We start from the raw sequence: 26,008 nt of genomic DNA on the forward strand, positions 1-26,008 counted from the left end.
ATAACAAAATGAAAAAGATATTATTACTCTTACTTTTTACATATACTCTAAGTAATGCACAAGAGGATGCCTGGGTTTATTTTAATGATAAGCCCGATGCTTCTTTTTACCTTGATAACCCGTTAGAAATGCTTAGTCAAAAAGCATTAGACCGGAGAGCAAATCAGGGTATTGAATTAGACGAACTGGATGTGCCTGTCAGTAATGTTTATATTGATGCTGTTGCCGCTACAAATGGCATTACTGTCATGGCAAAGTCTAAATGGCTTAATGCATTGCACATTAGGGGCAGTGAAGAAGCTATAAGAACCTTAACCGCATTAAATTTTGTAAGCAGGGTTGATTTTGCAGACAATTCTTTGGACGATTTTGGGCGTGCCGCTGCACCAAGACCTGCAACTTCTGCGGCACGCATAAAAAATATACAGGCTACTTATAATTATGGTTCTTCGGCAGGGCAGGTGCAAATGCTTAACGGTCATTTGTTGCACCAACAGGATTTTACAGGTGCCGGAAAAACCATTGCGGTGCTTGATAATGGCTTTGTAGGAGTTCCAACAGCCGGAGCATTTGCACGTTTGTATGAAAATAATTTAATAGCAACGGGCTATAACTATGTGCAGCATAGTAATGATGTTTATACAGGAGGAAGCCATGGCACTATGGTATTAAGCACTATGGGAGGTTATGCATCAGGGCAGCTTGTAGGTAGTGCTCCCGATGCCTTTTACTATCTGTTTGTTACTGAGGATACTGCTGCCGAAAATCCGGTTGAGGAATCATATTGGGTAGAAGCAGCCGAAATGGCAGACAGTCTTGGTGTAGATATTATTAATACGTCATTAGGATATCTAAACTATGATAACCCAAATTACAGTCATACTTATAATAATGCCAACGGAGAAACAGCCTTTATTACCCGTGGTGCAAATGTAGCATTTACAAGAGGTATGTTTTTGGTAACATCGGCAGGTAATTCAGCAGCTACAGACCAGCCTAATATAAGTGTTCCGGCCGATGCTTTCAATACACTAACTGTAGGTGCAGTAGGTCCGGACGAGCAATATGCTTATTTCAGTTCCATTGGCCCTTCGGCAGATGGGCGAATTAAACCCGATGTAATGGCACAGGGACTTTTAACAACCGTTTGTAGTGCAGATGGTACTATTGCAGCAGCTAGTGGCACTTCGTTCTCGGGGCCAATAACGGCAGGAATGGTTGCGTGTTTATGGCAGGCACTACCTAATAAAACCAATGCCGAATTGTTACAGATCATTAAAGAGTCGGCAGACCGATATACTAACCCTGATAATTTTTACGGTTACGGCATACCCGATTTTAATTTGGCTTTGCAGCGGGAATTGTTAACTGCCCACGTTGCTGATGGTAACATGTTTTTAGTTTATCCTAATCCGGTTAAAAATCACCTTAGTATTAAATTTCCAACCAGTGCTAATACCGCAAGATTTATAATTTACAACAGTTTGGGGCAAAAGGTAAGAGAACAGGAAGTTGTTAATGAAAAGGCGGTTTCTTTAGAAAATTTAACATCAGGGATTTACAATTATTATATACAGTCTGGTTCAGAAACTCAAACGGGTAGGCTGGTAAAGGAGTAGAGGATGAAAAGAGTAATGTTGTTTTTGATCTTCTTATTATACATTTCTTGTAAAGAAAATTATGAAAATTTCGATAATTTTAGTGATTTAATACAAGGAGATTGGCTGAAACTACATCCAATACGTACGGTTGGTGATTCTGTAGTGATTCCATCACCTATGAATATTGAAATTGGATTTGGCTTTTCTCATAATGGTATTATGGAGCATAAGACAGGTTTTTTTAAAATGAGCCTTTACGAATAGTAGGTTTTGAAACTACATATCGTATTGTTAAAGATTCCCTTTTTTATCTCAATCCGGATTCAGGCAGGTATTCAGTATTAAAAATAGACCTCCTAACCCAAGATTCGCTTGTTATGGGAGGAGTTGCCTACCAAAAATTACATCTTATACCTAAAGGAGAAGAGTTTGATGCTCTATTGTTTAAAAATGGGCACATGGAAATTTACATTAATGAAGATGGCACTTCAAAAATTTCCGGTGTGAACATGGACAAATATAAAAATGTAAATAAAGAATTTATAAGAGAAGAATTTAAAGATATTAGAAATGCATTTATGAAAGCGGGATACCAAAAATTGAATGATGAATATACAGGTAGCTTTCATTGTGATGATTGTATGGAAAGCAATATAAAAGTATCTTTTTTTAAAAGAGGAAAAATTATAAAAACAATTCAGGATGCAGGGCAGGGCAGCCCTATGCCTTTTTTGTGGGCATGCCTCAAAATGCAATACCTACCCTTTATTTATAAATTATCTTTTGAAAAAACTTAATATGAACAAAATAACCCAACTTTTTAATATACAATATCCTATTATAGGGGCAGGAATGATATGGGCAAGCGGCTATAAACTGGCGGCTGCTGTGAGCAATGCAGGCGGTTTAGGGCTCATTGGTGCGGGTTCAATGTATCCTGAAGTTTTGCGCGAGCACATACAAAAATGCAAAAAAGCAACTGATAAACCCTTTGGTGTAAATGTGCCCATGCTGTATCCTGATATTGAAAAAATAATGGATATTATTGTAGAAGAGGGGGTAAAGGTTGTGTTTACATCGGCGGGAAATCCTAAAACATGGACAGCTTTTTTAAAAGAAAAAGGCATTACTGTGGTGCATGTGGTTAGCAGTGTAAAATTTGCCCTTAAAGCTCAGGAGGCAGGTGTTGATGCTGTTGTAGCCGAAGGTTTTGAAGCAGGAGGGCACAATGGCCGAGAAGAAACCACAACATTTACGCTTATACCCATGGTAAAAGAAAAACTAAGTGTTCCGCTTATTGCAGCAGGAGGTATAGCCACGGGTAGGGGAATGCTTGCCGCAATGGTGCTTGGTGCTGACGGTGTGCAGGTAGGGAGCCGTTTCTTAGCCTCAGTAGAATCTTCTTCGCACGAAAAGTTTAAGCAATTAGTGGTAGATCTGCAGGAGGGAGAAACCCATGTTACGCTTAAAGAACTGGCTCCCGTAAGGCTGATAAAGAACAAATTTTTCCATGATATAATGGCTCTTTATGCTAATGCTCCCACTAAAGACGAACTTATTGCTTTGTTGGGACGTGCCCGAGCAAAGAAAGGCATGTTTGAAGGTGATCTTGAAGAGGGAGAGCTCGAAATTGGGCAAATTGCAGGATTAATAAATGACATTAAGCCTGTTGCCGAAATTGTAAATGACATGATTGCCGAGTTTGAACTGGCTAAAAAAGAAACAGCTAATTTTTAGGTTTGTTAAATATAATCGCAATGACAAAATGTGTATGCCCGTTGTGTGGCTATGTGTTATCTTTGGGCATATAAATTTTTAATACCCCCGGCATAGCTAAATGACGCCTGTACAGTTCTATAAACTATTAAGACAAGATTTTCCGTTTACCCCAACCCTCAAACAGGACATTTTTTTGCAAAAAATAGCCGAATTTGTAACCAATGGGCGCGATGATATTTTTGTTTTAAAGGGCTATGCGGGTACAGGCAAGACCACTATTATATCTACATTGGTAAATAACTTACGGCTTGCCAATAAAAAATATGTGCTGTTAGCACCTACGGGCAGGGCGGCAAAAGTTATATCGGGCTATTCCAGTAAACCTGCATTTACAATACACAAGCGCATTTATTTTCCTAAAAAGGGTAGTGGGGGTACGGTTGGGTTTACCCGACAACCTAATAAATTTAAAGATACCGTTTTTATAGTCGACGAGGCTTCAATGATCTCGGATACGCCATCTGATTCTAAAATGTATGAAAATGGTTCGCTTTTAGACGATCTTATGTACTATGTGTACAGTGGCAACAACTGCAAGATGATACTGGTGGGTGATACCGCCCAGTTGCCCCCTGTAAACAGCGATGTTAGCCCTGCACTCGATGCCGATGGGCTGAGCCGCGGTTTTTTGAAAGATGTAGAGCAGATTGAACTTGATGAGGTAATGCGTCAGGAATTCGATTCGGGCATATTGTATAATGCTACAGAATTGAGAGAGATATTAAAATCGACATTTATAGATACCTTTCAGTTCAGGCTCCGTGGGTTTAAAGATATAATACGGCTTACTGATGGTTATGATATTCAGGATGCCATAAATTATGCCTACAGTAATTACAGCATTGAAGACACTGCTTTTATTGTGCGCTCTAACAAGCGTGCCAATGCTTATAACCAACAAATAAGATCTCGAATACTGGGGAGGGAAAGCGAACTCTCGGCGGGCGATTTTATGATGGTAGTAAAAAATAATTATTTTTGGCTTGATGAAAAAAGCGAGGCAGGATTTATAGCAAACGGCGATATTATTGAAGTGCTTGAAATTTTCAGGATAGAAGAATTATACGGATTTAAATTTGCCCGGGTAAAAGTGCGGCTTATAGATTACCCAAACAGTCCACCGTTGGAAACCTACCTGCTTTTAGATACGGTTACCAGTGAGTCGCCATCGTTAACCTATGAAGAGTCTAACAGGCTCTATCAGGAAGTAATGAAAGATTATGAGGATGAACCACAATACCGTAAATTTTTAAAAGTAAAGAACAACCCTCATTTTAATGCATTGCAGGTAAAGTTCAGCTATGCCATGACGTGCCACAAAAGCCAGGGAGGGCAATGGAATACTGTTTTTATAGAGCAGCCTTATTTGCCTGAAGGCATAGATAAAGACTATATTCGCTGGTTGTACACAGCCATAACACGTGCAAAAGATAAACTTTATCTGATAGGGTTTAAGGATGATGCTTTTGAGGGGTAATTTATCGTTTGGTCTAAACTTTTTTATCAGGTAATCCTGTTCCTGTGTTGATAAGGTCTTTAAGACTGCTTTGCAAATATGTATTCCATCCGTTGCAACATATTTCATAACATTCCAATGTGTTTTCTAAACCTATATGCTCAAACATAACTGTAGTTGTATCACCTTCTTCTGTTATTTTAAAATTAATTGTTGTGTCATTCCACTCGTTTGTTTTATTTACAAAATGCTTATGGCTATTTGTAACCAACCATGTTATTTTTTCGTTTTCGATTAATTCCACCACTTTTAATTCCATATAAGTATCGCCAAATGTAACCTTAAAAGTATCTCCTAAAACAGAGTTGCTACCCTCAAAATTTGCTGTCCACCATTTATCTGTTTCGTTGATTTTATTGAAAACCTTTTGTGCAGGTTTAAGAGTTTTAATTGTTGTATTATAACTTTGATTTTGCATTTGTTATGGGTTTAAATTATAAACTAAAATTAGCAGTTCTATACTATCTGTTAAATGTGCAGATAAGACATAAACAGGGGGGGATTTGGACAAAAAAATAAAAAAAGTACCCGAACTAAAACAAAGTTTTTTAAGTTTGGGTATAATTTAAAGACTTGCGTTATATCGCAAGTGCAAAATTTACTAAAACAGTATGAAAATCATAGCAGTAATACCGGCACGATATGCCAGCACCCGTTTCCCTGCAAAACTTATGCAGGACCTTGGCGGACAAACAGTAATTACAAGAACCTATAAGGCAGCACTTGAAACCAATCTTTTTGATGATGTGTTTGTCGTGACCGACTCTGATATTATTTTTAATGAGATAGTAAACAATGGTGGCAAGGCTATTATGAGCATTAAAGAACACGAAAGCGGCAGCGATCGTATTGCTGAGGCTGTGGAGCACCTTGATGTAGATATTGTTGTAAATGTGCAGGGAGACGAACCTTTTATAAACAAAGAGCCATTAGCCGATGTGCTTGAGGTTTTTAAAAACGATATTGCCCGTGAGGTAGACCTGGCATCGGTAATGATGCACATTACCAATAAGGAAGATATTGAAAACCCTAATAATGTAAAGGTAATTGTAGACCAAAAGAATTTTGCACTTTATTTTTCGCGTTCTGTAATTCCTTATCCGAGAGATACCGAAGCGGGGGTGCGATACTTTAGGCATATTGGCATTTATGCTTTCCGTAAGCATGCTTTAATGGATTTTTATAAACTGCCCATGCAAAGTTTGGAGGCATCTGAAAAGCTCGAACAATTACGATATTTGGAGTATGGTAAAAAGATTAGAATGGTAGAAACTACACATGCCGGCATAGGTATAGATACGCCGGAGGATCTTGAAAAGGCAAGAAAAATGTTGTAATAGGAGCGGAGTTGTAAGCTCCGTTTGTTTTTTTATACAGTTAATTTATAAATAGCCGTAAGTTTAAATTTTGAAGAGTATGCTAACATTACGTGTTTTTACCTACGTTTTTGAGGTGTTTATATGTTAAAATGATATTTATTGTCTTTTATGTGTTAAAATTTTTATTAGCATTTGTTTATTATAATTTTATTATGTTATATTTGGCATATAATTAATTCTTAATTAACACCGCCTATACAAAAAACTACTTTTTAGAACTCTGGTTAACAGAGGTTTTATCGACCAAATCTCAAAAAAAAACGCTAAAAAGTATTGTTATGGCTAATGTTGTAATCCCTGACGCTGTCCTGGTAAAAGATTATGTGGGTGGAGATGAAAATGCTCTTGCCACACTAATTAAAAGGCACCAATCTAAAATTTATGGTTTTATTTACTCTAAAGTAAACGATAGGGATATTTCTGACGATATCTTCCAGGATACTTTTATTAAGGTAATCAAGACCCTTAAATCTAACTCATACAATGAGGAAGGAAAATTTTTGCCATGGGTTATGCGCATTTCGCACAACCTTATTGTAGATCATTTCAGGCGTAATAAAAAAATGCCTATGTATCGTGAAACCGAGGAGTTTTCAATATTTTCTATAATGACGGATAACAGCCCGAATATAGAGAACAGGATCATTACAGATCAGGTAGAGAACGACCTGCAACGCATTATTGAAGAGTTGCCTGATGACCAAAAAGAGGTGCTTCAAATGCGTATTTATCAGGATCTTAGCTTTAAAGAAATTGCCGATCTTACTGGTGTTAGTATCAACACTGCTTTAGGCAGAATGCGCTATGCCCTAATGAACCTTAGAAAAGTAATAGAGAAGAATAAAATTATTTTGACTAATTAGGCAATATAAAGTTTTGTACTGGCGTTATAGGTGTAACAACAACAAAATAACAGTAGTCAGATGGCAAAACTTTACTCTAAAAAACCAGTAGCAGCGCCTAATATGTTACCTAAAAAAGAGACAGTAGACTTTTTGCTTAACTATTCTAAAGCACTTAAAATAGTTAAAACACAAAACGGTACGTTTGAAAACATTGCTAACTAATTTATAACCTTCCGGTATTATCGGGAGGTTTTTTTATGGTATTCTTCCAACACATCTTTCCTGCCAATTGTGGCGGTAATAATATCTTTATCTAAATTCCACCCACGGGCAGGGCTGTATTGCCTGCCATACCATATAATTTGCAGGTGCAGGTCGTTCCACAAACTTTTGGGAAAAAGCTTTTTGGCATCGGCTTCTGTCTGCACTACGTTTTTACCGCTTGTCAATCCCCATCGGTACATAAGCCTGTGTATGTGTGTGTCTACCGGAAATGCCGGTACACCAAACGCCTGGCTCATAACTACACTTGCTGTTTTATGGCCTACTCCGGGCAGGGCTTCTAAGTCTTCAAAACTTTGCGGAACTTCTCCGTTATGCTTTTCTATTAATATTTCAGATAATCCGTGTATGGCCTTGGCCTTGGCAGGAGACAACCCAACGGGACGAATAATATCGCGTATATCTTCTATATGAAGTTTTACCATTGCATAAGGATTATCAGCCCTTTCAAAAAGAAGTGGGGTAATTTGATTTACACGAACGTCAGTGCTTTGTGCACTCATTAATACAGCAATTAACAAAGTGTAAGGATCTTTGTGGTCTAACGGCAGTGGTATAGTAGGATAAAGCTCATTTAGGGTTTTAATAACAAACCTGGCCTTTTCTGCTTTGGTCATTTTAATTATATTTATGCAAACAAATATACAGTTATGACAACACTTAACAAAGGAGATAAAGCACCTGATTTTAAAGGGATAGACCAGGATGGTAAGCAGCACACACTTGCAGATTATGCAGGTAAAAAGCTTGTTGTGTACTTTTATCCTAAAGCCGATACTCCCGGCTGTACTGCTGAGGCATGTAATATAAGGGACAACTACCACCGTTTTATTGCCCAAAATTATGAAGTGCTTGGCGTGAGTGCCGACAGCCAGAAAAAGCTTCAAAAGTTTAAAGAAAAATATGAATTGCCTTTCCCTTTGCTTTCTGATGAAGACAAGTCGGTTATAAACGCTTTCGGTGTATGGGGACCTAAGAAGTTTATGGGCAGGGTGTTCGACGGAATTCACCGCACCACATTTGTTATCGATGAAAAAGGAATAATTGATGAAGTAATCACTGCTGTAAAAACGAAAGAACATAGCGATCAGATTCTTAAACAGGAATAGTTCTTTTTTATAGAGATAAAAGGTATAAAAAAAAGCTTCAGCAGTTATCTGTTGAAGCTTTTAGTGAATTAATAAGCAAGATGGAATTTTATATTTTGTCGTCTTCAACAATTTGTATTTTACCCACGGGTACGTTGCCAGAAGTATCTTTAATTAATAGAACCCCCAACACATTCAACGGAATGTCTATAGCTTCGTCAGAATTTCTTATTTCATCAAGTATATGCTCATAATCAGTAGGGTTTAATACTATAGAATCTCCTTTGTCTATTTTTTTTGCAAATAGATAATCCCTTATTGATGCTACAGATATGGCTTGGCCTATTACTACGAATTCAGACATATTATGTTGTTTTATAAAGCTAAGATAGTTTCATAAAAATCATTTTTTTACAAGTTTTTGTTAAATTAGAAGAGGCGATCTAACCCAATATTGTATTAATAAGACAATCTAACCACCTAATTAAGCTATCTTTGCAAAAAATTAAAGCAGCAATGATTACATTTCACGACTTCGACTTACCCAAATCGCTTCAAAAAGCTATAGATGAGCTGGGGCTTACAAACCCTACACCCATACAGCAGCGCGCTATGCCGGTAATACTTAGTGGGCGTGATATGATGGGCATTGCACAAACCGGTACCGGTAAAACTTTTGCCTACCTGTTGCCTGTGCTAAAACAATGGAAGTTTGCTAAAACCGATACACCACGTGTAGTTATTATTGTACCTACCCGCGAGCTGGTAGTACAGGTAGTAGAGGAGGTCGAAAAGCTAACTAAATACATGTCTGTGCGCACGGTGGGTGTTTTTGGTGGTGTAAATATCAATACACAAAAGTTGCGCGTATATGAAGGGGTAGATGTGCTTGTAGGTACTCCGGGTAGGATGATGGATCTTGCGCTCGATAATGTGGTGCGTTTTGATGAGGTACAAAAGCTCATTATTGATGAGTTTGACGAAATACTTAACCTTGGTTTCAGGGTGCAGGTAACCTCTATTTTTAATATGATGAAAGCCAAAAGGCAAAACATACTATTCTCTGCCACAATGACCGATGAGGTTGATGAAATGCTGAATGATTATTTCGATTTTCCTGAAGAGGTATCATTGGCACCATCGGGCACCCCGTTAGATCAAATTGAGCAGTTTGGCTATAATGTACCTAATTTTTTAACCAAAATTAATTTGCTTAAAAACCTGCTACAGGATGAAAGTCTTTCGCGCATATTGGTTTTTGTGAACAATAAAAAAACGGCCGACCTTGTAATGACAAGCCTTGAAGAAAATCATGACGGGCAGTTTGGAGTTATACACTCTAATAAATCACAAAATTACAGGCTTAATACCATGGCATCCTTTCAGCAGGGAGAGTTAAGAGGTATTGTTACTACAGACGTTATGGCACGTGGCCTTGATATATCTGATGTTACGCACGTTATCAATATGGAATTCCCTGAAGTGCCTGAACAGTATATTCACCGTATTGGACGTACAGGCCGTGCCGATAAAACAGGTGTGGCTATTAGCCTAATTGCCCCTTCTGAGCAGGAAATACAATTAGAGGCTGAAGTTTTAATGGAAAGAGAACTCGAATTTATTGAATTGCCGGAAGATGTAGAAATAGCTGAAAAACTTTTAGAGTTTGAAAAAGATAAAAAGAAGATAAAACTTTTACTGCGTACCCCTAAGAAAAGCGATAACGGAGCTTTTCATGAAAAGAAAGACAAGAACAAAAAAGTAAATCTTGGTGGTCCCGGTAAAACAAAACCAAGGAAAACAGCACCAAGAAACCGTGCGGTAGAAGCAAAACGTGCTGCTAAAAAGAAAAAAAATAAATAATAGTTTTTCGGGTTTTGCACTATTTTATGGTCCAAAACCCGAAAAAATTATTCTGTAATGATTTGATATTTTGCTAATAAACCGGGTAGTCCTTCTATACTAAACCGTGCTTTTTTAATTTGATTTTGCTCAGGGTCTAAACTATAGTTATAGGCTGAACGAAAATCGGCTTTGTCTAATACCGATTGCTGGAATATTGCCTTATTAAGATCACATTCTTTAAATACAGCGGCGGTAAGGTTGGTTTCGGTAAAATCGGCATCGTGTAGGTTGCAGTTGATGAACTTTATACTTTTTAGCTTAAGCCTGTAAAAAGAGGCCAGTTGCAAATTACATCCCTCAAATGAAAGAGACAATAAAAAAGGATCGGTAATACTAAAATTAAAGCCCAGTAGTTTACAGTCTATAAATGCAGCATCTTTAAACGCTGTTCCTTTTGCGTTTGCCATGCCCATGTTACAGCCTTCAAAACGGCATTCGGTAAAAATAAATCCGGTTAGGTTGGCATTGCTAAAATTACAGTCTTTAAACTTACAATTGTCATATTCTGCAAACTCCAAAGGGTTTTCACTAAAATCTTCTTTTTCAAAAACAGTGCTTTCAATTATCTTCATCAACAATCCTATTTTTGTCTTTTCATGGTAAAAGTTTCAGATGTTGGTTTGCCATTCTGAATACCTGCTATTTTAGCAACCAACGAGTCGTTAGTAATTTTTTTATAGCTTATTTTATTTGGATAGTCATGTTGAGGGTTCTCAAAAATAATACTATCTCCTGCAATTGAGGTCATTTCAAAGCGTACAGGTTTTTCATTATTTTGGCCGGGTACAGTAACCACATAGGCAAGTTTTCCGTTGGTTTCTTCGAGTTCAATGTTTTCAGAGAAAACAGTATCACTCTTTACTACAAAATAGCTTTCTCCATGATATACTGAGTCGTTAGTTTTTTTCCAAAACTCTGTAAGCACACCTTCGCTCGATGCGTTGCCCCAGTTGCCAATCAGCCAGTTGGCTTTTTCAAGGGATGGATAGCTTTTTGTTTGCTGTTTTTCAGGAACAATAGTCTCGTTTTTAGCTTTGCTGCAAGATGCCAGCATACAGCAAACAACAGAAATTGGTAGTACTATTTTTTTCATGATATTTGGTTTTATAGCACAAAGATGCGTTTAAGGCAATGCCAAAAATTGTAAAAAAGCGACATTATTCATCAAAGCTGAAATGTTTTACCATTTCAAGATTTTCAGAAAAATACTGTTTGGGATTAAGTCCCGTAAATTCCTTAAAATCTTTTATAAAGTGCGCCTGGTCATAAAATCCGCCATCGTGAGCAACGCCTGTAAAGCTGGTAAATTCTTTCTTTTCTATTAGTTGCAATGTGTTTTGAAAACGAATTATCCGTGCCAGCATTTTAGGCGATAGCCCTACAGCGGCATTAAATTTTCGTTCAAGCTGTCGCTTGCCAATACACAACTGATTTGCCAGTAGATCAATAGTAATGCTGCCTTCGCTTTCGGTTAGTGCATTAACGCAATATTCTACGTCGCTGTTATCAAAAGCAATGGTTTGCAGTTTTTGCATTAAAAAGGTTTCTATTATTATAACCCTTTCTTCGTTACTGTTGCATTTCAGCATATCGTGCTCCAGTTGTACACCTTCATCTCCCCAAAGCTCTGTAATGTTCAGTTCACGTGATGTTAAGGATCCTACATCCCGGTTTATAAACGGCTGCAATCCCGCCGGGTTAAACCGTACACTAAAAAGCCCTACACTTCCGGTAGCCTCAACTTCTATAAAAGTTTTAAGCTGGCCATAAAGCATAGTACGGTATTGCTCATGTGAAGCTATACCGTTTTCAAACTTAATAAACAGTTCACGGTAGTTAAATATAAGCTCTATACAACCGTCAGGAAAAATGCGTTCGCGGCTGTGTGGCAGGTCGTCTGGATTGCTTTCCAGACTCCAGTAATATCTAACCTGTTTTTCGAGGGCAGGGCAGGGATTGTAAACCTTATATTGCATACAGGCAATATTAAGCATTTCTTTTATAAAGCCAATACTACAGGTTTATGGAATAAGATAAATAAATACACCTAAAAAATGCAGGGTACTACCACCAAGAACAAAGAGATGCCAAATGGCGTGGTTGTATGGTATTCTTTCCTTGGCATAAAAATAAATACCAAAAGTATAGCATAGCCCACCTCCAAGCAAAAATAAAAGCGCACCGGTATCAAGGCTTACCATTAACGGTTTAATGGCAATTATTATGAGCCAGCCCATGAGGGCATAGAGCGTTAAAGATAATTTTTCTGATTTGCGCAACGGAGAGAATTTAAAAATAAAACCAACAATGGCAAATGCCCATATAAGTCCAAAAATTGTCCATCCCCATGTTCCTTTAAGACCAAGCAGGGCAAATGGTGTGTAGGTTCCGGCAATAAGTATGTAAATGCACAAGTGGTCTATGCGCTGCATGAGCCGTTTCCAGCGAAGTTTCCATGCCCAATGGTATATTGTTGATGCAGAATACAATAAAATAAGGCTAATGCCAAAAACGGTACAGGCGGCTATGTGCATGGTACTGCCACAGCAAATGGTATAGGCAAGCATTAAAACCAGTGCAATTACAGATAGTATTGCACCTGTGCCATGGGTTATAACATTCCATAGCTCTTCGCTTTTCTTATTTTTCTTTGCCATTGTACAGGAGCTTATTACAAAGATAAAAAGTAAAAAATTTCCATAGCTAAACAAATTATAAAATTAATGCTTTATACTGCATACTGCTTTATATTTGTGGGTAAACAAGCGGTATGCAATATAAAATTCTTGATAAAGCCGGGTTTAAGATCAGTCAGGTTAGTTTTGGCTGTATGTCATTAAAAGACAAAACTCCAGAGAACGATGCAATTATAGGTAAAGCTATTGAAAATGGAATCAATCTTTTTGATACTGCCGACCTGTATGATAAAGGTGAGAATGAAAAACTTTTAGGACAGGCTTTAAAAGGAAAGCGAAATGAAGTATTTATAAGCACTAAGGTAGGCAACCGTTGGAGAGATGACGGAACAGGTTGGGACTGGGTACCTGAAAAAGAGTATATATTAAAAGCTGTTGATGAGAGTCTAAAAAGATTGCAAACAGATTATATAGACCTGTATTTGCTGCACGGCGGAACAATTGAAGATCCTGTAGATGAGGTTATTGAAGCATTTGAAGGTTTAGCAAAATCCGGCAAAATAAGGGCCTATGGTATTTCATCTATACGTCCTAGTGTTATTCGGGAATATGTAAAGCGTTCTAACATAGCTGCGGTAATGACGCAGTACAGTATTTTAGACCGACGCCCTGAAGAAGCTACATTAAGTCTTGTACAGGAAAATAATATTGGCGTGCTTGCCCGTGGAACAGTGGCTTCGGGATTGTTAGCCGGAAAAGAAACTAAAGAGTACTTAGGTTTATCCAAACAGAAAGTAGAAGATATAGTTGAGAGTATTGAAAAGCTGATGCCTCAAAGCAAAAAACTTTCTCAAACTGCTATGCGCTATGTTATAGATAATCCGGCAATAACTACGGCTGTGGTAGGTATAAGAACAAAGCAGCAACTTGCGGATGCACTTGATGTTGAGAGGGCAACACCTTTGTCTTTAGGTGAATTAAGAAAAATACAGTCGGTTTGGGAGGGGAATACTTACCGGGAGCATAGATAATAATGCTTTTGTTTGAATATAAATTAATAATATTGTGCGATTTAGTGTTTTTAATGGATATTTTTAATCACTACAACGATTTTTTAAAAATAAAAATCAATATTTGTATGAAAATTACACTACATTAGTACAACCAAAACTACCTAATTTACAAAAATGTATATTGAGCAGGCTTATACCAAAAATTATAGCTTTTTAAGCTATTTGCCAATAACACTAATGTTCTTTTTTCTAATACTGCTCAACTTTGTAGCCCTTAAAGTAACTAATATAGATTCTGAGCAGGTTATACAGCAGCAAATAGAACAAAGTGGCGAAATGACGGTTTTTTTCTTAGCCGTAATGCCTCTTGCCTTTTTTTTAATAATGCTGCTGGTTTGGGTTAAAGTTTTTCAGCGTCAAACCATTACAAGCCTTACCACTTCCAGAAGCAGTATAAGCTGGAGGCGCATATTTTTTTCTTTCGGCCTTTGGGCTGCTTTAAATATTGTGCTTACCGGGATTTCTTATATTATGTATCCCGAAAATTTTGTACTCAATTTTAAGCTGATTCCTTTTCTCATACTTTTTGCCATTGCGGTTGTACTAATACCTATGCAAACCAGTTTTGAAGAATACCTTTTCAGGGCACATTTAATGCAGGGGCTTGGCATTGCTACGCGCAGCAGGTTGTTTCCGTTGCTGTTTACGTCCATAACTTTTGGTGTTATGCACATTGCTAACCCCGAAGTAGGAAAAATGGGATACATATTACTTGTATATTATATTGGTACAGGTTTATTCCTGGGGATTGTTACCCTTATGGATGACGGGCTTGAACTTGCATTAGGCTTTCATGCTGCCAATAATCTTATAACCTGCTTATTAGTAACAAGCGACTGGACTGCACTGCAAACACCATCGGTTTTAAAAGATATATCAGAACCCTCGGCCGGTTTTGACGTACTTGTACCCGTTTTAATATTTTATCCGCTATTACTACTCATCTTTGCTAAGAAATACAAGTGGCATGGATGGCAACAAAAATTAACGGCAAAAATAGAATTGCCGCAACTTGAATCCTGACAACCCAAACTTTATAAATAATGTACACTAACACTCAAATCCCGGGCTTTGTGCATAGCAAGTTCAGGCTTAATGGTTTTAACCTTACAGCCGATGATCTTTGCCGAATTGCCTATAGTTTTATTAAAGAAGGTGAACCTTACGAAAAATCGATAGGTATATTTATTCTTGACTGGTTTGATGCCAAAGATTATGTAGAAATGCAAACGAGCGGTACAACAGGAACGCCGAAGATTATCCGTGTAAAAAAACAAGCCATGGTAAACTCGGCTATAGCTACCGGAGAATATTTTGATCTTGGTCACAGTATTAAAGTACTGCATTGCCTGCCAACACAGTTCGTTGCAGGAAAAATGATGTTTGTAAGGGCCTTTATATTGGGCTGGAACATGGATGTTGTTGAGCCAACCTCTACACCTTTACAGCGTAATACCACCACTTATGATTTTGCTGCTATGGTGCCATTACAGGCAAAGCAATCGTTAGACAAACTGCACAAAGTAAAGAAACTGATATTGGGCGGAGCAAAAGTGAGTGGAGACCTTGTTGGGCAACTTGAAAAACTGCCCACGCAGGTATTTGAAACGTATGGAATGACCGAAACCATTACACATATTGCAGCAAAGAGAGTGGGAGAGAGCGCTTTTGAGGCTTTACCAAATATTAATTTAAGTCAGGATGAGAGAGGATGCCTGGTAATAAATGCGAAAGAACTTACCAACGAACCTGTTGTTACCAACGATGTTGTTGACCTTATTAACGACACTCATTTTATTTGGTTAGGTCGTTATGATAATGTTATAAACAGCGGAGGTATAAAACTTTATCCTGAACAAATTGAAGAAAAACTTTCACATCGCATAGACAGGCGTTTTTTTGTAAAAGGAATAGCTGATGAAACTCTTGGAGAAAAACTTGTGCTTGTAATTGAAGGTGAGAAGTTTGATATTGATGACGAGATATTGGGAATTCTTGATAAATACGAAAAGCCCAAAGAAATTATATTTGCCGAAAAATTTACCGAAACAGGCAGCGGCAAATTGCAAAGAGAACTCATACTGAAAAATATATAAACAAAAACCGGCTTCAAATTGTGGCCGTTTTTTGTTTGTTGTAAAATCAGTTTATAGATTTTTTGTGTTGATATAAAATTTCTCAGTATTTACTTTAACCTCGTCTAGGGCTTTAAACACAATTTTTTCGGTTTGCCAGTTGTTTGTAGCGGTAAGGCGAATGGTTTTGCCGTTAACAATTACTTCTACGGGCATAGTAAAATCAGGTTCGTTGGTTTGCCAACGATATTCAAAGTTTTTTCCTTTTTGTCTTAGCTGTAATTCAGGAATATCTTTGTAGCGTAGGTATTGGTTAAAAACAGATGTTAGGTTGATGCCTGTCTCCTTGTTGAAAAAGCCAATCACATCCTGTGTTTCAATAATTTGTTTTTTAAAGGTAGTTGCATAATCCAGGATAAGTTTCCACCATTTGGCATCGTCATTTATCACATGTCTTAAGGTGTTAAGCATTAGTGCGCCTTTAGGGTACATATCTCCCGATCCTTCTTTATTAACGCCAAAAATACCTATTACAGGTTTGCGGTTTTCAACGTTGTTTTTCAGCCCGTTTACATATTTTAGTGCTTCGCTGTATCCGTAAAGACATTCGGTATATACGGCTTCGCTATAAGTTGTAAAACTTTCATGTATCCACATATCAGCAATATCTTTAGAGGTAATGCTGTTGCCAAACCACTCATGACCGCTTTCGTGCACTATAATATAGTCGAATTTCATGCCTATGCCAGTGCCGGAAAGATCGTTGCCAAGATATCCTTTTTTAAACCTGTTACCATAAGCCACTGCACTTTGGTGCTCCATGCCTAAATAAGGAGTTTCAACCAGCTTATAGCCGTCTTCTGTAAAAGGATATTGCCCAAACTTTGCCTGAAAGCAATCCAACATTTGCTTTGCCTCCTCAAAATGACTCTTTGCTTTTTCCTCATGCATCTTTAATACATAATAATCAAGGTCGAGGCCGTTATGATTATCGTGTATATGTGCATAGTCGGCAATATTGAGCGTAATGTCGTAGGTGTTAATAGGGTTTGTAACTTCCCAGTCCCAACGTGTATATCCGTTTTTAAGATCTTCACTTCCTTTAAAACGTCCGTTGCTTACGTTCATCAGTCCGTTGGGTACAGCAACTTTTATAGATGCGCCACGGTCGGGCTCATCGGTTTGATGGTCTTTTACCGGATACCATAAGCTGGCACCGGTTCCCTGCACGGCAACGCCTATCCATGGTTTCATTTTGTCGTCTTTGGCAAACACAAAACCACCATCCCATGGAGCATTTACAGCTATTTTTGGGTTCCCCGAATAATAAAAACGTATTTGTTGCTCACTACCCTTAGCTAAGGCAGATGGAAAGTTTATAAACACGGCATCATTATCCCGTTTGTATGCCAGTTTTGTTTTATTGTACACAATACTGTCTACAGCCATGTTATCAAACAGATCTATCTGGATACGGTTAGTGTTTTCTATAACCTTAAATGTAATGTTGTTGTAACCGGATATGTATTTTTTATCCGGGTCTACCTTAATAGAAAGGTCATAACGCTGCACATCAAAGTTTGTACGTTCAGGTCGCAAACCACCCTGCAAGCTATCTCTTCTTGTAAATGTTTGAGAATTTGCAACATAAAAACTTAATGTAAATGCCGCTATAAAAAATACCTTTTTCATGATTGGTCCGGTTATGTTCTATTGGTCATGAAAAGTAATGATTTGTTACATAATATCACACAGGCCTATGAAATTAGTTTATCTTCCTGTAAACCGGATATTTCATATGCGTTTTTTCGTAGTATACAGATTGTGTGTATATCCAATCTAATTGTGCTTCGGCGTTTTTTGCAAAGTTTGTATCCTGCTGCTTTTTTGCTTCAAATTCGGCTTTTAGTTTAGGATTATCTTTTAAGATTTTTGCTGCGGTGTCTTCAAATACATAAGCCGAAAAATATTCTTTTTGTTGCAATATGGCATCAAAAAAGTTCCAGTTAAAAAACGAATCAGGTGCTTGTGGTTCTAATGTTTCTAAAAGATATTTTACACCCGGCTGCTGAGTATCTATTACTAGATCACCTTTACTGAACATCACTTTTCCTGTTGTGCTTTTAACCTTAGCATTATAATGCAGGTAATGCCCTTCAAAGGGTTGTTTTACAGATTGGTACTCTTCAATCCTGTAGCTTTCCACCTCAAATTCAGTATCTTTTTCCAGCTCATACATTTGTATATTGTTTAGCTGTAAAAGTTCAATAACATTAAACCAGGATTTAGGAATGATATAAGCTTTCGGTATGGTTACTTCAGTTACCGGTTGATAAGTTTGATAGTACTTTATTATTTTTTCAAAAGGTTTGGAGCGATCGTAATAAAGGCGTTGCTGCCCTGTAACTTCGCTGGTTTTATAGCCTCCTTCATAACCTTTAAAAGGGAGTAGGGTAACCTGAGCCGAATCTATTTCCCATTGCAGGGTATATTTCATTCCCGGCAGGTAATTATCACGATTGGCTGCCCTTAGCTCTTTTATGGCAGTATGGTTTTTTTCTATGTAGGCAAGGGTTTCAATCATGTATTGATACGTAACTTTTACACGCGTGCTGTAGTCCTTAAGCATGTGTGTTTCGGGCATTGAACCCGGTACATCAAACATAGAGGCGTAGCCGGTAGAATATCGGGGCGAGTCCATAAACTGCTCAAAGCCTGCATCCGGTTTTTTGTCGTGTATGTTTACATAAGGTGTTGCGTTAATATTCTTAGCTTTTAATTCTGCCAGTATTTGCGGCATCATCGTATCTTTAAAATAATTGCCCAAATTACCGCCAAGTTTTTGATGATGCGTAGCTATGTAAGTAAATACATATTGATAATCGGCCCCGTTACTCACATGATTGTCAATAAAAATATCAGGTTTTACATGATGGAATATCTGTGCAAAGCTTCGGGCATTCTTGGTATCGTTCTTTACAAAGTCGCGGTTAAGGTCATAATTACGTGCATTACCCCTAAAACCGTAGCTTTCAGGACCATTTTGATTGGCACGGCTGTATGCATTTCGATTAAGCATCCCACCAACGTTATATACAGGGATATTAACAATAACCGTGTTTTTTGGAGCAGTGATTTTACCTGTTGCAAGATCCCTATATAGCATCATGGTAGCATCTATTCCATCGGGCTCGCCCGGGTGTATGCCGTTGTTTAAAAGCAGTATTGCTTTGGTTTTACGAACTTCGTTAAGGTTAAAATTTTTATCAGGGTTGTAGATAACAATATGAAGAGGCTCACCACTATCGGTAGTACCCATTTTAAGCATTTGTATACTTTCAAAATTTTTGTCCAGCAGTTCAAAGTACTCTATAGTTTCTTTATAGGTAGCCGTTTGGTTTCCGTTGCCTTTTTCGTATGGAGTTAGATACATCGTTTTCTTTTGGGCAAATAGGGTAGAGGTTAGCAGTAATAACAGTAAAAATTTATTCATCCAATATGTTCAGAATTATTTTTTAACCCTTACCGAATCGGGTACAAGTATGGTATAATCACCTCCATTGCGCAATACATCGCGCACAATGCTTGAGCTTATGTATGATGTTTTTGCTGCCGTAAGTAAAAACACCGTTTCTATTTTAGAGAGTTGTCGGTTGGTGTGGGCAATAGCTTTTTCGAACTCAAAATCGGCCGGGTTTCTAAGGCCGCGCAAAATAAATTTTGCGCCTACTTTTTTACAAAGGTCTATGGTAAGCCCCTGATAGGTTATAACCTCTATTTTAGGTTCGTCTTTAAAGGCTTCCCGGATAAAAGACAGACGGTCTTCGAGATCAAACATATATTTTTTCTCGGCATTGACACCAATAGCAACAATTACTTTATCAAAAAGGCTAATACCCCGTTTAATTATGTCATAATGGCCCAGTGTAATTGGGTCGAATGATCCCGGAAATACGGCTGTCTTCATAGAATTTTTGTTTGAGGTTTAAAGTTATAATGTTTTAGTTTACCAATTACCATTAACAGAAAAACTTTTTTAGGCTGAATAAGCTTTCTGTTTGGTGTTTTTGTAAAACAAAATTATTTCTCCTCATTTTCCACTGCAAACTGAGAGTAGTATAAATTTTTATAATAGCCCTGTTCACGGTTTATAAGATCATAATGCGTGCCATGTTCTACAATTTTGCCTTTGTCCATTACAATAATCTTATCTGCATTTACAATAGTAGCAAGCCTGTGTGCAATTACAATAGAAGTACGGTCTTTTGTTATGGCTTCTGTAGCATTTTGTATAAGTTCTTCGCTGTAAGTGTCTATAGATGATGTAGCCTCGTCTAAAATTAATATGCTCGGGTTGCTCACATAAGCCCTTAAAAAGGCTATGAGTTGTCGCTGGCCCGATGATAACATTACGCCACGTTCCTTAACGTTATAATCATATCCGCCCGGCAGGCTCATAATAAAGTTGTGCACCCCAATAGCTTTAGAGGCTTCAATAACCTTTTCGCGTGTAATAGCCGGATCATTTAGTGTAATGTTGTTCAGTATTGTATCGGCAAAAAGGAACACATCCTGTAAAACAATAGCAATTTGCCTGCGCAGGCTGTCGAGTGTAAAATCGTCTATGTTAGTACCATCTATAGATATGGTGCCGCTGTTAATTTCATAAAAACGGTTCAGCAGATTGATTATGGTACTTTTTCCTGCTCCTGTAGCACCCACAATAGCCACGGTTTGCCCTGCCTCTATTTTTAGGGTAATGCCTTTAATAACCTCTTCATTTTCAATATAGCTAAAGCGCACATTGTCAAAATACAGTTCTCCTTTAAAGTGCCATGCCTCTTTAGTGCCGTTTTGCTGGGTGTGTTCATCCATATCCAGTAGTTCAAATACCCTGTCTGAAGCTACGATACCCATTTGCATCTCGTTAAACTTATCGGCTATTTGCCTCAATGGATTGAACAGCATGCCAATAAACATGGTGTAAGCAAACAAATCGCCGGGAGTGGTCAGGCTGTCGCCATTTAAAATACTCACACCGCCATACCATATTACCATGCCCAGTGTCAACGATGATATAATATCGGCAATTGGGAAAAATATAGAGTTGTAAAGTATATTCTTTAGCCAGGCATCATTGTGTTTTTTGTTGATAACCTTAAATTTTTCGTATTCAATATCTTCCCGGTTAAAAAGCTGTACTATCTTCATACCTGTAACACGCTCCTGAACAAACGTGTTTAAGTTGGCTACCTGTGCGCGTACCTCTTCAAAAGCCCCTTTCATTTTCTTTTGGAAAATACGTGTAGCAATTACCAATACGGGCATGGCAAGCATTACTACAATGGTAAGCTTCCAGTTCATATACAGCATAATGCCCAGTATTACAACCATTTTTAGCATGTCGCTAATGATCATAAACAGTCCCTGGCTGAATATTTTAGCGATAGACTCAATATCAAAAACAGTACGGGTAACCAATCGGCCTACAGCTTCATTATCAAAAAACTTCATCCTGAAACTGCTGATGTGGGCAAACAGTTTTTCACGGATGTCTTTTACTATGTCCTGTCCCAGCCAGTTGGCCCAGTACACAAAATAAAACTGCGACGCTACCTCCAGTATAAGAGCAATACCCATTAAACCAACATATTTAATAAGGCCGGGCATGTCTTTATGCATCAGGTAATTATCTACCGTTTCTTTAAGCAGGTAAGGGCGTAACGCGGCAAAGACCGATAAGGCTATAGAAAATTCAATTACCCATATAAAACGGGCTTTGTAAGGTTGAGCAAACTGCATCACTTTTTTTAGCGATGACGTTTTTTTATGTGGGGTGTTGTTTGTGGCTTTCATATAATCTTAATGGCTTAAAGGTACGGATAAATTACCTTTGTGAGGTATAATCCGTGTGCCGGTACCGATGCGCCTGCATGGCCACGATCGCGGCTTTCTATAATAGTACGCATGTCTTCCGGACTGATTTTTCCGAGGCCTACGTTATAAAGCGTGCCTACAATGGCACGAACCATGTTGCGCAAAAAACGATCGGCAGTTATGGTAAAAACCAAATGTGTGCCGTTTTGTTGCCATTGTGCATGACTGATTTTACAGTTAAACGTACGCACATCGGTATGTGTTTTAGAGAAACATTTAAAATCTGCGTACTCTAATAATATGCTTGCAGCTTCGTTCATTTTTGCTACATCTAACGGATGAATGTTGTACCAACTGCCCTCATTCTCAAAAGCATCTTTAAAGGTATGCAGGTGATATTCGTATGTTCTGCTGGTAGCATCAAAACGGGCATGAGCGTCATCGTGCAATGGTATAAAGCGATATACTACAATATCTTTTGGTAAAAAAGAGTTGAGTTTTTGTACGATCAATTGGGAGTCAAATTGAGCCTCAAGGTCAAAATGCGCATACATTTGTTTGGCATGCACACCTGTATCAGTACGGCCCGCACCTACAACGTCTATAGGGGTACGCAACAGGATAGAGAGGGCTTTGTTTAGGGTTTCCTGTACCGATGGGCTGTGCGGTTGGTACTGCCATCCGCAGTAGTTTTTACCATTATAAGCAAACTCTATAAAATACCTCAAAACGTTGTTCAATTAGTTGTGCAAAGATACTTATTAAAGTTATAAAGTCAGAATTTGTAAAGTTATAAAGTTGTTGCTTTAATCTATTTCTGTCTTTTGGGGTTAAGGTGCTTTTAATACTTTTGTGGTATGACAAAGATCCTGCTTTTATCCGATACCCATAGTTACATAGACGATACTATACTTAAGTATGTAAGGCTTGCCGACGAGGTTTGGCATGCCGGTGATATTGGCGACCTTAGCGTTACAGATGCTATAAAAAAAGAAAAACCACTGCGAGCTGTTTATGGCAATATAGATGATAATAAAGCCCGTATGGAGTTTCCGTTAAACAACCGCTTTATGTGTGAAGGGGTTGATGTATGGATCACGCACATTGGCGGATATCCGGGAAAATATAACCCGACAGTGCGGCAGGAACTGATGTTAAACCCTCCTAAGCTTTTTATATGCGGGCATTCGCATATTCTTAAAGTGCAGTATGATCAAAAGCACAACCTGTTGCACATGAATCCCGGTGCAGCCGGAACACATGGTTTTCAGCAGGTGCGAACCATGTTGCGGTTTGATATAAATGGCGATAAAATAGAAAATCTGGAAATTGTCGAAATTGCTAAGAAGGGTTAGTAATTGACGTTGTAATTAGCAGGCTCGTTTCCAACGTTTATTAAATGTTCTGTAGTTGCTCCGGTAGAAACGTTACGTTGATATTTGAAAGAAATGGTTTGATTTTTGGCTACGTTCAATGTATATTTTATGGTAGTAAAATTATTTTGATACGTAGTATCATACAAATAAAACTGATTGTAATACGGTTGCTGTATTGTAGTTATTTTGTTGTTTATTAGACCACTAATATCTGTTAGCAGTTTGCCATTAAAATTAGACGGAACATTGTTAACTGTAATAGTGATTGTAATATTATCCTGTAGCCTGTACAACTTTTGCTCACTAAAGTTTATTGCATAATCATCTGCATCTCTTAATGAAATATAGGTTACAACCGTGTTAGAGTAATCGGTGTTTTGTCCCTGCTCGCTGGTGGGTTTGTTGATTATTAGCGAAATATTATCTTGGTTTAGAGGCCTTGGCATAAGCATTTTGTAATATCCGTTGGCATCTGTTGTTGTATAGCTAATAATATCTTCATCTTCTAAAGACCGTCCAATAAGGAAAAGCGGGTCGTTGTCGTCTTTTTCAACAAATATATTTACCGGAATTCCCTGAACCGGACTGTTGTTTTGATCGACTATCCTGCCTTGCATTAGTATTCTTTCTTTACCGCTATAGTAAAGTTTGTCATCGCAAGATTGAAAGATAGCTGCCGTAAGTATCAGGAAAAATATTTTCTTTATCATGGCTGTTTATTTATTAAGTCCTATGCGCAACCCGGCATATATATTAAATTGGTTTTGTTTTGCAAAATAATCGTGATATTGTGCATTGGCTTGCGTGGTAGTTGTAATGAAATTATAGCGTGCGCCTGCCATAATTGCAACCCATTTGCTTAAATCATATTGAGCATCTATTCCCGGGCCTATAAACCAGCCTTCCTGCGTGCCATATCCTTTGCTGCCCGTAAATTGTCTTAGCTCTATTTGGCCTGCCATAACTGCCGGATTAATACTAAACTTTTCAGTAATGGGTATTTTATAATATATCTTACCAAAAAAAGCGTTAATGTTGGTGTGCTCTGCATTGGCAGCCATCGATGCATCTTCTACTTCATATTGCGAAAAATTGTAACCAACACCTAAATAGAAATTATAGGCTGTTAAAAAGGTAATTTCTGTTCCGCCTCCAAATTTACCTTTGTGGGCACTTAAAAAATTACTGCCTGTACTGCCGGGTTGCATGTAATAGATGGTGCTCAGTATGCACATCCTGAACTTATTTAAATTACGTTTTGGTTTTTGAATAGTGTCCTGACTGAAAAGAGATAGAGAGATAAGTACTAAAACGCAGGTTAAAAGGTATTTTTTTTTCATAATGGATTAGATGATAAGAAAACAGAGGTGTGGTGTATCCTTTGTTTTTCTGTTTTATTTTGGTTTGTATTTGTAGGTTTTAGATGCACAAATATCTAAATGGTTGCGTGGTATAACATTATTTTTAATTAAATTAGATGTGTCTTACGAGTGCAAACAAAAACCAACATTACACCATGAAAGTAGCATTCTTTTCTGCAAAACCTTACGACAAACTTTTTTTTGATAAATACAATACCAACCCAGATCTTGAAATAGAGTATTTTGAAACCCATTTGGGACCACATATAGTTAATGTGGTAGATGATGCTGAGGCGGTTTGCGTTTTTGTTAATGATAAACTTACTGCCGAAGTTATTGCTACCCTGGCATCAAATGGCGTCAAACTAATTGCATTGCGTTGTGCAGGTTTTAATAATGTAGACTTAAATGCAGCTAAAGAAAACGGAATAAGGGTTTGCCGTGTGCCTGCTTATTCGCCCGAAGCAGTAGCAGAACATGCTGTTGCTATGTTGCTAACCCTCAATCGTAAAACTCATAAAGCATATAACCGTGTGCGCGAACAAAATTTTGCCCTTAACGGGCTCTTAGGGTTCAACTTGTTTGGTAAGACAGTAGGAGTAATTGGTACAGGAAAAATTGGTAAGGCATTTTGTAAAATTATGCTTGGTTTTGGCTGCGTTGTAATGGTTTATGATCTTTATGAAGATGCCGAACTGGCCAGTCTTGGGGTATATTATGTATCTCAGCAGGAGGTATTTCATAAATCTGATATTATATCGCTGCATTGTCCGCTGACAGAAGATAACAAGTATCTTATTAATAAAGATACACTTGCGGTAATGAAACCCGGTGTCACCATTATAAATACCAGTCGTGGCGGACTTATTTGTACTGCCGACGTTATTGAGGCATTAAAGAGCAGGCGGGTAGGCTATTTGGGTATAGATGTTTATGAGCAGGAAGATAAACTTTTCTTTAGAGACCTGTCGGCTAATATCATTGAAGATGATGCCATACAGCGATTAATGAGCTTTCCTAATGTATTGGTTACTGCGCATCAGGCATTTTTTACAGATGAGGCACTGTCTCAAATAGCACAGGTTACACTTAGCAGTATTGAAACTCTTTTGATAAACAATACGGAGCCGGAAAATAAGGCTGTACTATTGCTATAAAGCAATAATAATAACAAACCCCAGATCGTGGAGAAATGGGGTTTGATATTTACTTTCT

29 protein-coding genes are annotated in these 26,008 nt (G+C 37.9%); 15 read left to right on the top strand and 14 right to left on the bottom strand.

The window, feature by feature from the left end:
- Window positions 1-8 precede the first annotated feature (8 nt).
- From GR160_RS03265 to GR160_RS03285, 5 genes are all read left to right on the top strand, one after another.
- The gene (locus GR160_RS03265; protein WP_160748399.1) at window positions 9-1,619 is read left to right on the top strand and encodes a S8 family serine peptidase; all 1,611 of its coding nucleotides are present in this window, start codon (window positions 9-11) and stop codon (window positions 1,617-1,619) included.
- A 3-nt stretch (window positions 1,620-1,622) separates the two neighbouring features.
- Complete coding sequence (locus GR160_RS03270) at window positions 1,623-1,865, top strand: hypothetical protein (protein WP_160748400.1); 243 nt, start codon at window positions 1,623-1,625, stop codon at window positions 1,863-1,865.
- 194 nt (window positions 1,866-2,059) lie between these two features.
- Window positions 2,060-2,398 carry a hypothetical protein gene (locus tag GR160_RS03275; RefSeq protein WP_160748401.1) on the top strand — a complete coding sequence of 113 codons (339 nt, stop codon included), beginning with the start codon at window positions 2,060-2,062 and terminating at the stop codon, window positions 2,396-2,398.
- 1 nt (window position 2,399) lies between these two features.
- On the top strand, window positions 2,400-3,338 hold the full coding sequence (locus GR160_RS03280; RefSeq protein WP_160748402.1) for a nitronate monooxygenase family protein: 939 nt from the start codon (window positions 2,400-2,402) through the stop codon (window positions 3,336-3,338).
- Window positions 3,339-3,438: 100 nt separating this feature from the next.
- Complete coding sequence (locus GR160_RS03285) at window positions 3,439-4,857, top strand: ATP-dependent RecD-like DNA helicase (RefSeq protein WP_160748403.1); 1,419 nt, start codon at window positions 3,439-3,441, stop codon at window positions 4,855-4,857.
- Between the two features lie 13 nt (window positions 4,858-4,870).
- On the opposite strand, the gene GR160_RS03290 is transcribed toward GR160_RS03285, so the two are convergent.
- The gene (locus GR160_RS03290) at window positions 4,871-5,314 is read right to left on the bottom strand and encodes an SRPBCC domain-containing protein (RefSeq protein WP_160748404.1); all 444 of its coding nucleotides are present in this window, start codon (window positions 5,312-5,314) and stop codon (window positions 4,871-4,873) included.
- A 193-nt stretch (window positions 5,315-5,507) separates the two neighbouring features.
- On the opposite strand from GR160_RS03290, the gene kdsB reads away from it, so the two are divergent.
- From kdsB to GR160_RS19260, 3 genes are all read left to right on the top strand, one after another.
- Window positions 5,508-6,233, top strand: a complete 726-nt coding sequence (gene kdsB, locus GR160_RS03295) for a 3-deoxy-manno-octulosonate cytidylyltransferase (RefSeq protein WP_160748405.1) — start codon at window positions 5,508-5,510, stop codon at window positions 6,231-6,233.
- Window positions 6,234-6,553: 320 nt separating this feature from the next.
- Window positions 6,554-7,138 (top strand): RNA polymerase sigma factor, encoded by a 585-nt coding sequence (locus tag GR160_RS03300; RefSeq protein WP_160748406.1) that lies wholly within the window; start codon window positions 6,554-6,556, stop codon window positions 7,136-7,138.
- A 60-nt stretch (window positions 7,139-7,198) separates the two neighbouring features.
- The gene (locus GR160_RS19260; protein ID WP_202390694.1) at window positions 7,199-7,342 is read left to right on the top strand and encodes a hypothetical protein; all 144 of its coding nucleotides are present in this window, start codon (window positions 7,199-7,201) and stop codon (window positions 7,340-7,342) included.
- A gap of 17 nt (window positions 7,343-7,359) precedes the next feature.
- Here the strand turns inward: GR160_RS19260 and nth are convergent, their stop codons facing one another.
- A complete protein-coding gene (gene nth / locus GR160_RS03305) occupies window positions 7,360-8,019 on the bottom strand; it encodes an endonuclease III (RefSeq protein ID WP_160748407.1) in 660 nt (219 codons plus the stop codon).
- Window positions 8,020-8,052: 33 nt separating this feature from the next.
- Here nth and bcp point away from each other — a divergent pair, with 33 nt between their 5' ends.
- A complete protein-coding gene (gene bcp, locus GR160_RS03310) occupies window positions 8,053-8,511 on the top strand; it encodes a thioredoxin-dependent thiol peroxidase (RefSeq protein WP_160748408.1) in 459 nt (152 codons plus the stop codon).
- A gap of 88 nt (window positions 8,512-8,599) precedes the next feature.
- Here the strand turns inward: bcp and GR160_RS03315 are convergent, their stop codons facing one another.
- The gene (locus GR160_RS03315) at window positions 8,600-8,854 is read right to left on the bottom strand and encodes a hypothetical protein (RefSeq protein WP_160748409.1); all 255 of its coding nucleotides are present in this window, start codon (window positions 8,852-8,854) and stop codon (window positions 8,600-8,602) included.
- A 152-nt stretch (window positions 8,855-9,006) separates the two neighbouring features.
- On the opposite strand from GR160_RS03315, the gene GR160_RS03320 reads away from it, so the two are divergent.
- On the top strand, window positions 9,007-10,353 hold the full coding sequence (locus GR160_RS03320) for a DEAD/DEAH box helicase (RefSeq protein ID WP_160748410.1): 1,347 nt from the start codon (window positions 9,007-9,009) through the stop codon (window positions 10,351-10,353).
- 47 nt (window positions 10,354-10,400) lie between these two features.
- Here GR160_RS03320 and GR160_RS03325 read toward each other — a convergent pair whose 3' ends face one another.
- The 4 genes from GR160_RS03325 to GR160_RS03340 all read right to left on the bottom strand — a co-directional run bounded on the left by GR160_RS03325 (window position 10,401) and on the right by GR160_RS03340 (window position 13,052).
- Window positions 10,401-10,967 carry a pentapeptide repeat-containing protein gene (locus GR160_RS03325; RefSeq protein ID WP_160748411.1) on the bottom strand — a complete coding sequence of 189 codons (567 nt, stop codon included), beginning with the start codon at window positions 10,965-10,967 and terminating at the stop codon, window positions 10,401-10,403.
- An 8-nt stretch (window positions 10,968-10,975) separates the two neighbouring features.
- Complete coding sequence (locus GR160_RS03330) at window positions 10,976-11,488, bottom strand: DUF6265 family protein (RefSeq protein WP_160748412.1); 513 nt, start codon at window positions 11,486-11,488, stop codon at window positions 10,976-10,978.
- Between the two features lie 64 nt (window positions 11,489-11,552).
- Window positions 11,553-12,371, bottom strand: a complete 819-nt coding sequence (locus GR160_RS03335; RefSeq protein WP_160748413.1) for a helix-turn-helix domain-containing protein — start codon at window positions 12,369-12,371, stop codon at window positions 11,553-11,555.
- A gap of 45 nt (window positions 12,372-12,416) precedes the next feature.
- Window positions 12,417-13,052, bottom strand: a complete 636-nt coding sequence (locus GR160_RS03340) for a hemolysin III family protein (protein ID WP_160748414.1) — start codon at window positions 13,050-13,052, stop codon at window positions 12,417-12,419.
- Window positions 13,053-13,165: 113 nt separating this feature from the next.
- On the opposite strand from GR160_RS03340, the gene GR160_RS03345 reads away from it, so the two are divergent.
- The 3 genes from GR160_RS03345 (at window position 13,166) to GR160_RS03355 (ending at window position 16,200) form a co-directional block, all read left to right on the top strand.
- Window positions 13,166-14,062 carry an aldo/keto reductase gene (locus GR160_RS03345; protein WP_160748415.1) on the top strand — a complete coding sequence of 299 codons (897 nt, stop codon included), beginning with the start codon at window positions 13,166-13,168 and terminating at the stop codon, window positions 14,060-14,062.
- 156 nt (window positions 14,063-14,218) lie between these two features.
- The gene (locus GR160_RS03350) at window positions 14,219-15,127 is read left to right on the top strand and encodes a CPBP family intramembrane glutamic endopeptidase (protein ID WP_160748416.1); all 909 of its coding nucleotides are present in this window, start codon (window positions 14,219-14,221) and stop codon (window positions 15,125-15,127) included.
- 20 nt (window positions 15,128-15,147) lie between these two features.
- Window positions 15,148-16,200 (top strand): AMP-binding protein, encoded by a 1,053-nt coding sequence (locus GR160_RS03355; RefSeq protein ID WP_160748417.1) that lies wholly within the window; start codon window positions 15,148-15,150, stop codon window positions 16,198-16,200.
- Window positions 16,201-16,251: 51 nt separating this feature from the next.
- Here GR160_RS03355 and GR160_RS03360 read toward each other — a convergent pair whose 3' ends face one another.
- The 5 genes from GR160_RS03360 to truA all read right to left on the bottom strand — a co-directional run bounded on the left by GR160_RS03360 (window position 16,252) and on the right by truA (window position 22,784).
- A complete protein-coding gene (locus GR160_RS03360) occupies window positions 16,252-17,871 on the bottom strand; it encodes a M1 family metallopeptidase (protein ID WP_160748418.1) in 1,620 nt (539 codons plus the stop codon).
- Between the two features lie 73 nt (window positions 17,872-17,944).
- Entirely contained in the window at window positions 17,945-19,672 is a 1,728-nt protein-coding gene (locus tag GR160_RS03365) for a M14 family metallopeptidase (protein WP_160748419.1), read from the bottom strand.
- A gap of 15 nt (window positions 19,673-19,687) precedes the next feature.
- Window positions 19,688-20,146 carry a pantetheine-phosphate adenylyltransferase gene (coaD, locus tag GR160_RS03370; RefSeq protein ID WP_160748420.1) on the bottom strand — a complete coding sequence of 153 codons (459 nt, stop codon included), beginning with the start codon at window positions 20,144-20,146 and terminating at the stop codon, window positions 19,688-19,690.
- 113 nt (window positions 20,147-20,259) lie between these two features.
- Window positions 20,260-21,981 carry an ABC transporter ATP-binding protein gene (locus GR160_RS03375; protein ID WP_370519206.1) on the bottom strand — a complete coding sequence of 574 codons (1,722 nt, stop codon included), beginning with the start codon at window positions 21,979-21,981 and terminating at the stop codon, window positions 20,260-20,262.
- A gap of 68 nt (window positions 21,982-22,049) precedes the next feature.
- The gene (gene truA, locus GR160_RS03380; protein ID WP_160748422.1) at window positions 22,050-22,784 is read right to left on the bottom strand and encodes a tRNA pseudouridine(38-40) synthase TruA; all 735 of its coding nucleotides are present in this window, start codon (window positions 22,782-22,784) and stop codon (window positions 22,050-22,052) included.
- 129 nt (window positions 22,785-22,913) lie between these two features.
- Between truA and GR160_RS03385 the strand changes: the two genes are divergently transcribed.
- Window positions 22,914-23,411, top strand: coding sequence for a metallophosphoesterase (locus GR160_RS03385; protein WP_160748423.1), 498 nt, complete (start codon window positions 22,914-22,916; stop codon window positions 23,409-23,411).
- Here GR160_RS03385 and GR160_RS03390 read toward each other — a convergent pair.
- Together GR160_RS03390 and GR160_RS03395 are read right to left on the bottom strand one after the other, a co-directional pair.
- Window positions 23,408-24,142, bottom strand: coding sequence for a hypothetical protein (locus tag GR160_RS03390; RefSeq protein ID WP_160748424.1), 735 nt, complete (start codon window positions 24,140-24,142; stop codon window positions 23,408-23,410). The genes GR160_RS03385 and GR160_RS03390 overlap by 4 nt on opposite strands.
- Before the next feature lie 6 nt (window positions 24,143-24,148).
- On the bottom strand, window positions 24,149-24,772 hold the full coding sequence (locus tag GR160_RS03395; protein WP_160748425.1) for a hypothetical protein: 624 nt from the start codon (window positions 24,770-24,772) through the stop codon (window positions 24,149-24,151).
- A gap of 176 nt (window positions 24,773-24,948) precedes the next feature.
- On the opposite strand from GR160_RS03395, the gene GR160_RS03400 reads away from it, so the two are divergent.
- Window positions 24,949-25,950 carry a 2-hydroxyacid dehydrogenase gene (locus tag GR160_RS03400; protein WP_160748426.1) on the top strand — a complete coding sequence of 334 codons (1,002 nt, stop codon included), beginning with the start codon at window positions 24,949-24,951 and terminating at the stop codon, window positions 25,948-25,950.
- Window positions 25,951-26,008 lie beyond the last annotated feature (58 nt).

Origin of the sequence: Flavobacterium sp. Sd200, from assembly GCF_009826935.1 — a bacterium.
In the GTDB taxonomy this organism is placed as follows: Bacteria; Bacteroidota; Bacteroidia; order Flavobacteriales; family Flavobacteriaceae; genus Flavobacterium.